Source organism: Erwinia sp. 9145 (genome assembly GCF_000745075.1).
In the GTDB taxonomy this organism is placed as follows: domain Bacteria; phylum Pseudomonadota; class Gammaproteobacteria; order Enterobacterales; family Enterobacteriaceae; genus Erwinia; species Erwinia oleae.
In genome coordinates, this window is the sequence record NZ_JQNE01000001.1 from 3,496,937 (window position 1) to 3,509,372 (window position 12,436).

At 51.5% G+C, this 12,436-nt stretch carries 13 protein-coding genes and 1 rRNA gene; 6 read left to right on the top strand and 8 right to left on the bottom strand.

What is annotated here, in order from left to right; all coding sequences use genetic code 11:
- Positions 1 to 53: 53 nt before the first annotated feature.
- Positions 54 to 1,595 (bottom strand): 16S ribosomal RNA (locus FA91_RS16490).
- A 486-nt stretch (positions 1,596 to 2,081) separates the two neighbouring features.
- Between FA91_RS16490 and FA91_RS16500 the strand changes: the two genes are divergently transcribed.
- Positions 2,082 to 2,636 (top strand): gamma carbonic anhydrase family protein, encoded by a 555-nt coding sequence (locus FA91_RS16500; RefSeq protein WP_034917422.1) that lies wholly within the window; start codon positions 2,082 to 2,084, stop codon positions 2,634 to 2,636.
- Here the strand turns inward: FA91_RS16500 and FA91_RS16505 are convergent.
- The 6 genes from FA91_RS16505 to dprA are packed head-to-tail and all read right to left on the bottom strand — an operon-like array spanning position 2,612 to position 6,399.
- Positions 2,612 to 2,863, bottom strand: coding sequence for a DUF1488 domain-containing protein (locus FA91_RS16505; RefSeq protein ID WP_034917424.1), 252 nt, complete (start codon positions 2,861 to 2,863; stop codon positions 2,612 to 2,614). The two genes, FA91_RS16500 and FA91_RS16505, sit on opposite strands and share 25 nt — an antisense overlap.
- Entirely contained in the window at positions 2,860 to 3,678 is an 819-nt protein-coding gene (gene aroE, locus FA91_RS16510; protein ID WP_034917426.1) for a shikimate dehydrogenase, read from the bottom strand. The genes FA91_RS16505 and aroE overlap by 4 nt, the downstream gene beginning before the upstream one ends.
- Before the next feature lie 6 nt (positions 3,679 to 3,684).
- Positions 3,685 to 4,257 carry an L-threonylcarbamoyladenylate synthase type 1 TsaC gene (gene tsaC, locus FA91_RS16515; protein ID WP_034917427.1) on the bottom strand — a complete coding sequence of 191 codons (573 nt, stop codon included), beginning with the start codon at positions 4,255 to 4,257 and terminating at the stop codon, positions 3,685 to 3,687.
- Complete coding sequence (locus FA91_RS16520; RefSeq protein ID WP_197060540.1) at positions 4,247 to 4,849, bottom strand: type I DNA topoisomerase; 603 nt, start codon at positions 4,847 to 4,849, stop codon at positions 4,247 to 4,249. The genes tsaC and FA91_RS16520 overlap by 11 nt, the downstream gene beginning before the upstream one ends.
- Positions 4,830 to 5,303, bottom strand: a complete 474-nt coding sequence (smg, locus tag FA91_RS16525) for a DUF494 family protein Smg (protein ID WP_034917428.1) — start codon at positions 5,301 to 5,303, stop codon at positions 4,830 to 4,832. Before smg ends, FA91_RS16520 begins: the two co-directional genes overlap by 20 nt.
- Entirely contained in the window at positions 5,275 to 6,399 is a 1,125-nt protein-coding gene (gene dprA, locus FA91_RS16530) for a DNA-protecting protein DprA (RefSeq protein ID WP_034917429.1), read from the bottom strand. The genes smg and dprA overlap by 29 nt, the downstream gene beginning before the upstream one ends.
- 128 nt (positions 6,400 to 6,527) lie before the next feature.
- Here dprA and def point away from each other — a divergent pair, with 128 nt between their 5' ends.
- The 5 genes from def (at position 6,528) to mscL (ending at position 11,291) form a co-directional block, all read left to right on the top strand.
- The gene (def, locus tag FA91_RS16535; protein WP_034917430.1) at positions 6,528 to 7,037 is read left to right on the top strand and encodes a peptide deformylase; all 510 of its coding nucleotides are present in this window, start codon (positions 6,528 to 6,530) and stop codon (positions 7,035 to 7,037) included.
- Positions 7,038 to 7,061: 24 nt separating this feature from the next.
- The gene (fmt, locus tag FA91_RS16540; RefSeq protein WP_034917433.1) at positions 7,062 to 8,006 is read left to right on the top strand and encodes a methionyl-tRNA formyltransferase; all 945 of its coding nucleotides are present in this window, start codon (positions 7,062 to 7,064) and stop codon (positions 8,004 to 8,006) included.
- A 46-nt stretch (positions 8,007 to 8,052) separates the two neighbouring features.
- Positions 8,053 to 9,342: a 16S rRNA (cytosine(967)-C(5))-methyltransferase RsmB gene (gene rsmB, locus FA91_RS16545; RefSeq protein WP_034917436.1), complete on the top strand. Its 1,290-nt coding sequence runs from the start codon at positions 8,053 to 8,055 to the stop codon at positions 9,340 to 9,342.
- A gap of 54 nt (positions 9,343 to 9,396) precedes the next feature.
- Positions 9,397 to 10,773, top strand: coding sequence for a Trk system potassium transporter TrkA (gene trkA / locus FA91_RS16550; protein WP_034917438.1), 1,377 nt, complete (start codon positions 9,397 to 9,399; stop codon positions 10,771 to 10,773).
- Between the two features lie 107 nt (positions 10,774 to 10,880).
- The gene (mscL, locus tag FA91_RS16555) at positions 10,881 to 11,291 is read left to right on the top strand and encodes a large-conductance mechanosensitive channel protein MscL (protein WP_034917441.1); all 411 of its coding nucleotides are present in this window, start codon (positions 10,881 to 10,883) and stop codon (positions 11,289 to 11,291) included.
- A 15-nt stretch (positions 11,292 to 11,306) separates the two neighbouring features.
- Here the strand turns inward: mscL and FA91_RS16560 are convergent, their stop codons facing one another.
- Entirely contained in the window at positions 11,307 to 12,332 is a 1,026-nt protein-coding gene (locus FA91_RS16560) for a sugar-binding transcriptional regulator (RefSeq protein ID WP_082212609.1), read from the bottom strand.
- Positions 12,333 to 12,436 lie beyond the last annotated feature (104 nt).

The following is a 12,436-nucleotide window of genomic DNA, read 5'->3' on the forward strand; positions in this document are numbered from 1 at the left end:
TTACTTCTATCAGACAATCTGTTGTGGACACTGCGCAAAAAAGTATCTTCTGGTAAGGAGGTGATCCAACCGCAGGTTCCCCTACGGTTACCTTGTTACGACTTCACCCCAGTCATGAATCACAAAGTGGTAAGCGCCCTCCCGAAGGTTAAGCTACCTACTTCTTTTGCAACCCACTCCCATGGTGTGACGGGCGGTGTGTACAAGGCCCGGGAACGTATTCACCGTGGCATTCTGATCCACGATTACTAGCGATTCCGACTTCACGGAGTCGGGTTGCAGACTCCGATCCGGACTACGACGCACTTTATGAGGTCCGCTTGCTCTCGCGAGGTCGCTTCTCTTTGTATGCGCCATTGTAGCACGTGTGTAGCCCTGGTCGTAAGGGCCATGATGACTTGACGTCATCCCCACCTTCCTCCGGTTTATCACCGGCAGTCTCCTTTGAGTTCCCGACCGAATCGCTGGCAACAAAGGATAAGGGTTGCGCTCGTTGCGGGACTTAACCCAACATTTCACAACACGAGCTGACGACAGCCATGCAGCACCTGTCTCACGGTTCCCGAAGGCACCCGGGCATCTCTGCCCGATCCCGTGGATGTCAAGACCAGGTAAGGTTCTTCGCGTTGCATCGAATTAAACCACATGCTCCACCGCTTGTGCGGGCCCCCGTCAATTCATTTGAGTTTTAACCTTGCGGCCGTACTCCCCAGGCGGTCGATTTAACGCGTTAGCTACGGAAGCCACGAGTCAAGCTCACAGCCTCCAAATCGACATCGTTTACGGCGTGGACTACCAGGGTATCTAATCCTGTTTGCTCCCCACGCTTTCGCACCTGAGCGTCAGTCTTCGTCCAGGGGGCCGCCTTCGCCACCGGTATTCCTCCAGATCTCTACGCATTTCACCGCTACACCTGGAATTCCACCCCCCTCTACGAGACTCAAGCCTGCCAGTTTCAAATGCAGTTCCCGGGTTGAGCCCGGGGATTTCACATCTGACTTAACAGACCGCCTGCGTGCGCTTTACGCCCAGTAATTCCGATTAACGCTTGCACCCTCCGTATTACCGCGGCTGCTGGCACGGAGTTAGCCGGTGCTTCTTCTGCGGGTAACGTCAATGTGAAAAGTTATTCGCTCTCCACCCTTCCTCCCCGCTGAAAGTACTTTACAACCCGAAGGCCTTCTTCATACACGCGGCATGGCTGCATCAGGCTTGCGCCCATTGTGCAATATTCCCCACTGCTGCCTCCCGTAGGAGTCTGGACCGTGTCTCAGTTCCAGTGTGGCTGGTCATCCTCTCAGACCAGCTAGGGATCGTCGCCCTGGTGAGCCGTTACCTCACCAGCTGGCTAATCCCATCTGGGTTCATCCGGTAGTGTGAGGCCCGAAGGTCCCCCACTTTGCTCTTGCGAGATTATGCGGTATTAGCCACCGTTTCCAGTGGTTATCCCCCTCTACCGGGCAGATCCCCAGACATTACTCACCCGTCCGCCACTCGTCACCCGAGGAGCAAGCTCCTCTGTGCTACCGTTCGACTTGCATGTGTTAGGCCTGCCGCCAGCGTTCAATCTGAGCCATGATCAAACTCTTCAATTAAAGTCTGATTTGCCATCACGTGGATGGCGATGCTCTGTGAATTAAAACGTCGTAATGAATTACGTGTTCACTCAACAAAGACTTGATATTTCGTTTGCCCGAAGGCTGTGATATCAATCCTGCGAGTGCCCACACAGATTGTCTGATAAATTGTTAAAGAGCAGTGCGAACGCGGCTTAACCGGCGGTTCGCGAGGTGGCGTATATTACGCTTTCCTCTTGCAGAGTCAACCCTGTTTTACAGAATTTTCTCTTCATCTCCAGCGCCGGGCGTCTGCCCTGCTGCCGTTCGATGGAGGCGCATTATAGGGATCCATTTTAGTAGCACAAGCCTTTTTTCGATCTTTGTTTTTGTTCGTCGAATTTTCACGCGTTTCGTAGAGATCTCAGACGATCCGCACAAAAACAGAACGCTGCTGATAACAGACATTGATTGTTAATCGTTCCTGGAACTACGCTATGCAGAAGAAATTCAGTTGAGGTGATTATGTCTGGAAATTTAAGGCCCTTCAAAACGACGTTTCCAAAATCAGGCCAGCGAGTAATGGTAGACGCGTCGAGTGTCGTTGTCGGAGAAGTCACATTGCATGATGACGTAAGCATATGGCCGCTGGTTGCAATACGAGGCGATGTGAATAGCGTTATCATCGGCAAGCGCAGCAATATACAGGATGGGAGCGTACTGCACGTCACCCATAGATCACCCTCGAACCCGGATGGCTATCCCCTCATGATTGGTGAGGATGTCACGATCGGCCATAAGGCCATGCTGCATGGCTGTACCATCGGTAATCGCGTATTAGTTGGAATGGGCTCTATTCTTCTTGATGGCGCAGTCATTGAAGACGATGTCATGATTGGGGCAGGCAGTCTGGTGCCGCCCGGCAAGCGCCTACAAAGCGGTTTTCTTTACCTGGGGAGCCCGGTAAAACAGATACGACCTTTAACAGAAGCAGAGATTGCCGGTTTGCTCTACTCCGCGAATAACTATGTAGGTTGGAAAAATGATTACCTTGCTCAAGAGAGCCAGATCCAGCCCTGATCATCTTCCTCTTCGTTCTCAATCGCCTGCTCTGCAACATCTTCAAGATCCAGGCGGTTAAGTCTGAAACAGTTGAGCGCATCATCTGTATTACCAAAACGAAGGATTAAAGATCGTTCGCTAATAGCGCAGATTATCTGGAAACCATTGACCATTGCCGGGAAGCAAACGGCTTGTTTCGTATCATCCCACCATTCGCGGTCGACGAACTGAATGGCCTGATTCATATTGTAAGCTCGGCGCGTAGTACCGCAATCACTGGCGCAGTTTCTGGCAATACGCCATGCCATAATAAGAAAGAGTGTGCAGCTTGCCCTACCAGCATACCTAAACCATCAGAGAGGCTTTCGGCTCCCTGCTGCCTGCACCAATCGAGAAAGGGCGTATTCCCCTGCTGGTAAAACATGTCGTAACAGCGACTGGCCTGATTAATCAATGAAACGGGCAGAGCAGGAACATCACCATTAATCCCACTTGAAGTAGCATTGATCACTAAATCATATTGCTCGCCAGAGAGTTTATCCATGGGTAATGCCGTAATGGCACCAGCATGCTGAAAAAGCTGAGCAAGCAAGCTGGCCTTCTCAAAAGTGCGATTGGTGAGGGTGACTGAACAGCCAAAAGAAAGGAGCGGCAATATAACGCCACGAGCAGCTCCACCAGCGCCTGCCAGCAAAATACGATCGCTGGATTTGATTATCTGTAGTCTTTGAAGATCCGTTAACAGACCGATACCGTCAGTGTTATCGCCCAACAGACGACCGTCTTCATACCGTTTTATCGTATTGACCGCGCCCGCAAGAGAGGCTCGTTCAGTAAGTTCATTGACCAGTTCGAAGGCCTGTTCCTTGAACGGTAAAGTGACGTTGCAGCCAACACCGCCTGACTGCATAAAATTATTGACTGAGCGTGAAAAAGCATCGATGGGCGCACAGATACGTTCGTAGTGATGCGTAATGCCTGTTTGCTCTGCAAACAGCTGGTGAATTCGTGGTGATTTACTGTGCTTGATTGGATTCCCAAAAACGCCAAATTTATGCATAAGGAATTATCCCTGACGGATCAGTTGACCGGTTAACACATTACGAATTTCAGATGGGTTTTCACGACCGCTTGTCTCTCCAGTCAGCACCGAAAAATCACCCCCGAACTGGCGGCGGACTTCATCAGCGGTGCGACAGGGAAGAAGACCTGAAAGATTAGCACTGGTAGAAACCAGTGGCTTGTTAAAGCTCTTGCATAGTTGCTGCACCAGCGGATGATCGCTGACCCGCACGGCAAGCGAATCAAAACAGCCGGTGAGCCAGTCTGGCGTTTCGGGCCTGGCCGGCACCACCCAGGTTACCGGGCCAGGCCAGGAGGAAAACATCCGCAACTTTTGCTGTTCAGTCAGGCCGACATCGTCCAGATAGGGCTGAAGTTGCTGATAATCAGCTGCGATAAGAATCAGCCCCTTCTCTATGGAACGTTTCTTCAAACGCAAGAGATGCATAACAGCCGATTCGCTGTCCGGATCGCAGCCAAGTCCAAAAACCGCTTCGGTTGGATACGCAATCACGCCGCCTTGTCTGAGTTGTTCAAGGCAAAGTACAAATGATTCGGAATGGACACTATTCTTCACTACTTTTTCCTGCTGTGACTGGTTTACCACAGGCCTTGCTGGCGCAATACCGCCTGATCCCACGCGCCGTTTTTTTCTCAATTAACAGCGGAAAATGGCAAAATTCACATTCCCCTTCAACAGGTAGTGCGTTCACCGCAAACTGACATTCTGGATAACGATCGCAGGCATGAAAGGTTTTTCCATAACGTGAACGGCGTTGTACCAGTTTTCCGGTCTGGCACTGCGGACAGGCAAGCGTGGTTTCATCAGGTTTATCAATAAGCTCAGTGTGCTCACATTCAGGCCAGGCGCTGCATGCGATAAACATACCGTACCGCCCCTGCCGAAGAACCAGTTCCGACTGACAAGCCGGGCAAAACTGACCTTCAAGAACTTTAACGATATGGCCGTCGGTTTGATTTTTCAGAGGGCGAATGTAATCACACTCAGGATAGCGTGAGCAACCAAGGAAAGCTCCATGTTTGCCGGAGCGAATAACTAACTCTGCCCCGCACGCGGGGCAGGACTCATTTTTTCGCACAGCAAAAAGCGCTGTTTTACTCATAACTTTATCGACACGAAGAGGATCTTCAGTGCACATTTCCTTCATTAACGTCGAAAAGAAGCTCTTCCATCTGTTGATAGGCATTTTCGCAGCCGGGAATATTGAACAATACCATCAGTACGACCCACTTCAGATCGTCGAGGTCAAATTCCAGCGTGTCCAACGCCATAATTCGTTCAATAACCATTTCACGGGTTTCAAGGTTCAGTACCTGGATTTGCTCCAGGAAAAGAATGAATCCCCGGCAGTTCGCATCTAACCGCTGACTTTCTTCCTCGGTATAGATACGCATAGACAGCGGATCGGTAGCCAGCAGGATCGGAGCGACTAAACCGTCCTGATAATCTGCCAGCTTTTCCAACCAGTTCAACGCATTATAAATATCTTCACGATGAAAACCGGCATCGGTTAAATCATCAGTCAATTTATCCTGATCAACGCGCATTTCTGCCTCGTTGTGGATATACGTTTCAAATAAGTACATGAGTACGTCGAACATGGCTTGCCCTCCTCAATCGGACATAGCCGCCGGGTACAACTGCGATCCATCCTGCTAACTCCAACTCAAGCAGCTTCGCTACGATGGCTGGCACAGGTTGGCCGGCACGTTCAGCGACGACGTCAACAGGTGTAACCTCATCTCCTACGTTAGCCAACACATCAGCAAATGGCAATGGCGTATTGTCTTCGGTTGATGAATATATTAATGAAGAGGGTAAATCAGGTAGCCATGTCAGGTCGCTTTGCAACTGCTCAAGAATGTTGTTTGGATGCGCCGTTAACATGGCGCCTTGCTGAATAAGCCAGTGCGTGCCTTCGCTTGCGGGATTACCGAGTGTGCCGGGCACGGCGTAAACGTCACGGTTTTGCTCCAGCGCCAGCCGTGCCGTCACCAGCGAACCGCTTTTCAGCGTCGCTTCAACCACCAGCACGCCCAGACTTAGTCCGCTAATGATTCGATTGCGTCGTGGAAAGTGATGCGCCAGAGGGCGTGCAGCCAGCGGAAACTCAGAAACGATGGCACCGCCGCTGGCGATAATTTCATCTGCCAGTCCACTGTGCCGCTGAGGGTAAATATTGTTTAAGCCGCTGCCCAGCACCGCCAGCGTTTTGCCCTGAACCTCCAGAGCGGCACGATGGGCAACGCCATCAATACCCAGTGCAAGGCCGCTGGTGATGGTGATGCCACTTAAGGCCAGCGCCTGCGAAAAAAAACTGCCCCAGCGGCGTCCATAATGCGTACAGTTTCGACTGCCCACAACGGCTATCTGCGGCGTATTTAATACCTCTACGGCGCCTTTGACGAAGAGAGCGGGTGGGAAATGAGCGATATTTCGTAAGCGTTCAGGATACCATGCGTTTTCGCTGGTAATAAAAGCATGTTGCGGATGTTCAAGCCAGGTCATCGTATGAGAAATAACAGCCGGATCGTAACTGAAGAAAGCGTGTTTTTGTTCTGCATTCAGTTCCGTTTCGTCCAGCTCACTTTTGCCCACTTCAGACTGTTGCAAAAGAAATTGTGCAATCTGCTGACGCTGCTGACTCTGTAATCCGCTAACGCCAGAAAGGCGTAACCAAACTTCCGCAGGTATCATAATTTCGTCCCTGATAAATGCTGCTTCTGTACGTCGAAACCCCTGCGCCAATGCTGTCAATCATCCCCCGAAATGTCTACAATATGAGAGATAATCATTTAAACCCTTGAACTCAGATCTGGAACTTTATGTCAGTTTTGCAGGTATTACATTTTCCTGACGATCGCCTTCGCATCGTTGCGAAGCCGGTTGAAAAAGTGAATGCGGATATTCAGCGTATCGTGGATGATATGTTCGAAACGATGTACGCCGAAGAAGGTATCGGGCTGGCCGCCACCCAGGTCGATATTCATCAACGTATTATCGTGATCGATGTTTCTGAAAATCGCGATGAGCGGCTGGTGTTAATTAATCCAGAAATGCTGGAAAAAAGCGGTGAAGCGGGTATTGAAGAGGGTTGTCTTTCCATACCCGAACAGCGGGCGCTAGTGCCTCGCTCAGAAAAAGTGAAAGTCCGCGCGCTGGATCGCGAGGGAAACACCTTTGAGCTTGAGGCGGACGGGCTGCTGGCCATCTGTATTCAGCATGAAATGGATCATCTGATCGGTAAGCTCTTTATTGATTATCTTTCACCAATGAAGCGCCAGCGTATTCGACAGAAACTGGAAAAGCTTTATCGCCAAAGCACTCGTGCTTAATGGATCGTCAGAAAAGGGAAAAGCGTGTCTTACTGCTTAAATATCATCTTTGCCGGTACACCGGACTTCGCCGCGCGCCATCTTGACGCGCTGCTGTCATCGTTGCATAACGTGGTAGGCGTGTTCACACAGCCTGACCGTCCTGCTGGCCGGGGTAATAAACTGACCGCCAGCCCGGTGAAACAGCTTGCTGAGCAGCATGGCCTGCCTGTTTTCCAGCCCACGTCGCTACGCCCTGAGGAAAATCAGCAAAGCGTCGCCGCCCTGAATGCGGATGTGATGGTTGTGGTGGCATACGGACTGATTTTACCCGCGGCGGTGCTGGCAATGCCGCGACTTGGCTGTATTAACGTACACGGTTCGCTATTGCCGAAATGGCGCGGCGCGGCGCCTATTCAACGTGCCCTCTGGGCGGGCGACAGCGAAACCGGAGTCACCATTATGCAGATGGATCGGGGGCTGGATACCGGCGCCATGCTTCATAAGCTCTCCTGCCCTATCGAACCAAATGATAGCAGCGCTTCATTATACGAGAAGCTGGCGGGCCTTGGCCCTCAAGGCATGCTGGATACCCTGAAGATTCTGGCTGACGGTACTGCTCAGCCGGAGGTTCAGGATGAAACGCTGGTCAGCTATGCGGAAAAACTCAGTAAAGAAGAGGCGAGACTGGACTGGTCGCTTTCAGCCCGGCAGCTTGAACGCTGCATCCGCGCCTTTAATCCGTGGCCGGTTAGCTATTTTATCGTTGACGGACAGCCGGTCAAGGTATGGAAAGCGACAGTCTTACCCCATACCGATCGCTTGCCAGGAACCATCGTTGGCGCTGATAAAAACGGCATCCGCGTAGCAACCTCAGCGGGCGTTTTGAATATCGAAGAGCTTCAGCCTGCCGGTAAAAAGGCAATGAAGGCTCAGGATCTGCTCAACTCCCGCCGTGACTGGTTCATTGAGGGATCTTCCCTTGCCTGATGCTCGTCCCGACGTAACGTCGGGATAATTTTGACTTACGGTTCCTATGAAAAAAAATACTAATTTGCGCAGTGTGGCTGCTCAATCCATCGAAAAAGTGGTTGAACAGGGCCAGTCGCTCAGCAACGTATTGCCCGCTGCACAAAAATCGCTGGCGGATAAAGATGGCGCACTCCTTCAGGAACTGTGTTACGGCGTGCTACGTACGCTGCCACAGTTAGAGTGGGTTATTGGTCAATTAATGGAACGGCCTTTAACAGGCAAGCAGCGTTCGGTGCATTTTTTGATTATGGTTGGTCTCTATCAACTGATGTTTACGCGTATTCCTGCACATGCTGCCCTGGCCGAAACCGTTGAGGGCGCCATCATGCTGAAGCGTCAGCAATTCAAAGGAGTGATTAACGGGGTACTGCGTCAGTTCCAGCGCAAGCAACAGACGCTGATGTCAGAGATGAATGAAGGCGATCAAAAGTATTTACATCCCGGTTGGCTGCTTGAACGATTGAAGCGCGCCTGGCCCGCGCAGTGGCAACAAATTGTCGAGGCCAATAATCAGCGACCGCCAATGTGGCTACGGGTAAACCGGCAGCACCACGCGCGCGACGCCTGGCTTGCCCTCCTTCAGGAGACGGGAAAGAACGCGGAGCCTCATCCGGAACACACCGATGCTTTAAGGCTTGATACGCCCTGCCCGGTCAGCCAGCTTCCCGGTTTTGAGCAGGGCTGGGTTACCGTACAGGATGCCTCCGCCCAGGGGTGTGTTGATCTGCTTGCGCCGCAGAATGGCGAAACGATCCTCGACCTGTGCGCGGCACCGGGCGGAAAAACCACGCATATCCTCGAAGCGGCGCCGCAGGCAAACGTCATGGCAGTGGATATCGACACGCACCGTCTGGAACGCATCGTTGAAAACCTGAAGCGACTCAGGATGACAGCTGAAGTTAAGACCGGCGATGGCAGATATCCTGAACAGTGGTGCGGAGAAACCCGGTTTGACCGCATTCTGTTGGACGCTCCCTGCTCAGCCACCGGCGTTATCCGTCGTCATCCCGATATAAAATGGCTGCGCCGCGATCGCGATATTCCTGAACTGGCTACGTTGCAAATGACAATTCTGGATGCCATCTGGCCACATCTTAAGGTCGGCGGTACGCTGCTCTATGCCACCTGCTCGGTACTGCCGGAAGAAAATCATATGCAGATCGCGGCCTTTCTGAAGCGCCATAATGATGCTGAGCTGAATGAAACCGACCATGCCGATCAACCCGGGCGGCAGGTTTTCCCCGATCAGACCGGCGGAGACGGCTTCTACTACGCTAAGTTAGTAAAAAAATAACCGGTAGCGCAGGCTTCTGCGCTGCTTCTGAACACGCAATCAGGCTGAAGCATAATGAAAATCATCATTCTTGGTGCGGGTCAGGTGGGCGGCACGCTCGCCGAAAATCTGGTGGGTGAAAACAACGACATTACCGTTGTTGATACCAATTCAGATCGCCTTCATCACCTACAGGATAAGTTTGACCTGCGTGTTGTTCAGGGCCACGGATCTTACCCTCGCGTGCTGCGCGAAGCCGGTGCGGAAGATGCAGATATGCTGGTCGCCGTTACCAACTCCGATGAAACCAATATGGTCGCCTGTCAGGTCGCCTATTCTCTCTTCAATACGCCTAATCGCATCGCTCGTATTCGCGCACCTGAATATATCCGCGATGCCAGCAAACTTTTCACGCCCGATGCGGTGCCTATCGATCACCTCATCTCCCCGGAGCAACTGGTAATTGATAACATCTATCGCCTGATTGAATATCCGGGCGCGTTGCAGGTGGTGAATTTTGCCGAAGGCAAAGTCAGCCTGGCAGTCGTTAAAGCCTATTACGGCGGTCCGCTGGTGGGAAATGCACTGACGGTAATGCGTGAACACATGCCGCACATCGATACCCGCGTGGCGGCTATATTCCGTGAGGATCGCCCCATTCGCCCACAGGGATCAACCATTGTTGAAGCGGGCGATGAAGTATTTTTTATCGCCGCCAGCCAGCATATTCGAGCGGTGATGAGCGAGTACCAGCGGCTTGAAAAGCCCTACAAGCGCATCATGATCGTCGGTGGCGGCAACATTGGTTCCGGCCTTGCCCAGCGTCTCGAAAAAATGTACAGCGTTAAGTTAATCGAGCGCGATCAGCAGCGCGCTGCCGAGCTGGCGGAGCTGCTGCAAAATACCATCGTTTTTTATGGCGACGCTTCGGATCAGGAGCTGCTGGCGGAAGAGCATATCGATCAGGTCGATCTGTTTATCGCTATTACCAATGATGATGAAGCCAATATCATGTCGGCGATGCTGGCCAAGAAACTGGGCGCCAAAAAGGTGATGGTACTGATTCAGCGTAAGGCTTATGTCGATCTTGTTCAGGGTAGCGTTATTGATATTGCGATTTCGCCTCAGCAAGCCACCATTTCGGCGCTGTTAGGCCATGTCCGTAAGGCTGATATCGTTGGCGTATCTTCACTGCGTCGCGGCGTGGCTGAAGCCATTGAAGCCATCGCGCATGGCGATGAAACCACCTCCCGCGTGGTTGGGCGCACGATTGATGATATCAAACTGCCGCCCGGAACGATCATTGGCGCGGTGGTGCGCGGTGATGATGTGATGATCGCTAACGACAACCTGCGCATTGAGCAGGGCGACCACGTGATTATGTTTCTTACCGACAAGAAATTTGTTCCTGACGTTGAGCGTCTTTTCCAGCCCAGTCCGTTCTTCCTGTGATAATCGGGCGGCGATGCCGGGCCGTCTGATGCACTTTATCCCCTTCCGCATGGAAAAAGCGGGATGGTTTGTTAAACTTAACAACTGGCAAAGGAAAGGAGATAAGAATGAGTATATTCAAAGAGTTTCGTGATTTTGCAATGCGTGGCAACGTTATCGACCTGGCGGTCGGTGTGATTATCGGTGCCGCATTCGGTAAAATCGTTTCTTCTCTGGTGGCAAATATTATTATGCCACCGCTGGGGTTATTAATAGGTGGTGTTGATTTTAAACAGTTTAGTTGGGTGCTAAAGCCAGCCCAGGGTGACATCCCGGCCGTAGTGATGGAATATGGTATTTTTCTGCAGAACGTTTTTGATTTCATTATCGTTGCTTTCGCTATATTTCTCGCCATTAAGGTGATTAACAAGCTTCACAAGAAAAAAGAAGTGGAAAAACCGGCACCTAAGCCAGGCGCTGAAGAAATATTGCTGACTGAAATCCGCGATTTGTTGAAGCAGCAGAACACCAGAGTCTGACAGAAAAAAAGCCTCTCATCCGTCGGGAGAGAGGCTTTTTTTGTTGCCAAAACGCGCTTTTTCCTGCAACGGCAGCTCAGCGCCTTCTGATAAATTCAGCTCCAGCAGATAACGAGCGGTTTCTTCATCGGTCACCAACCCATTAATCCATCGTCCCCGTAATGCCGCTCTTATTGCGCGATGCTTAGTGCGTCCTCCGGCAAACGCAATGGTTGGACGAACGGGATCGGGTGCAACAGGCGCGCTGGTCAGACGCTGCTGAAGCGGATTACTTAATCGTATACCTTCCCTGTTAATAATATGGCCAATAATTTCAGCCGTGGCCTGCTCTCCCAACTGCTGTTGCATTTCGTCTGTGCTCACAAAACCTTCCAGGCAGAGCGGACAGCTTAACGAAACCTCGCCAATGCCCAAAAACGTCGCATCTGCGGTTCTGGCCTTATCCGTTACAAGTTTATAAATGCGATGCTGACACCACAGTTCACGATCCTGCGGCGTGTCGGCAAACATTGGTGCCGGCAGAATAAAGTACTTCCCCTGCGTTTTTCCCGCCATCAACAGAGGGACGTCATAACGTGTGGTGGTGCCATCGGCCGTCATTGCGCCGATCAGTGAAACGCAACTGTGCTGCGGGCGGATCAGTTCAGGCATCTTTTCGATAGCGCTCCGCAGCGTTCGCCCTGATCCTAATGCAACGGTAAAATCCTGCGATGTCATCAACATACGATACATGACCTCAGCGGCGGCAGAAGCGATCATTTGCTGACAGGCGTTATTATCAAGCGTTGCGGAAGGCACAACCTTACAGAGTTGCAGGTCATACTTTTTTGCCAGCGCGGAAGCCAACGTAGCGCAATCAGAAATATGATGCACTATTTGAAATGACACCAGGTTGTCAGCCGAGGCGGTGGCGATAAGGCGTTGTACAACCTGACGCGATATCCCAAGATTGTCTGCTATCTCATACTGTGTCTGCCCGCCGATGTAATACATCCACGCCGCGCGTGCTGACAAATCGGTTCTGCCCCTGCTTTTTGTCATCTTTTTCTCTTCGCGATCGCCCCAGCTTTTTGGGTAACGTTACCTGACCGAATAAAATTACCTAACATTTTTTGCACAAATTAATTACATTTGTGAGCTAAAGC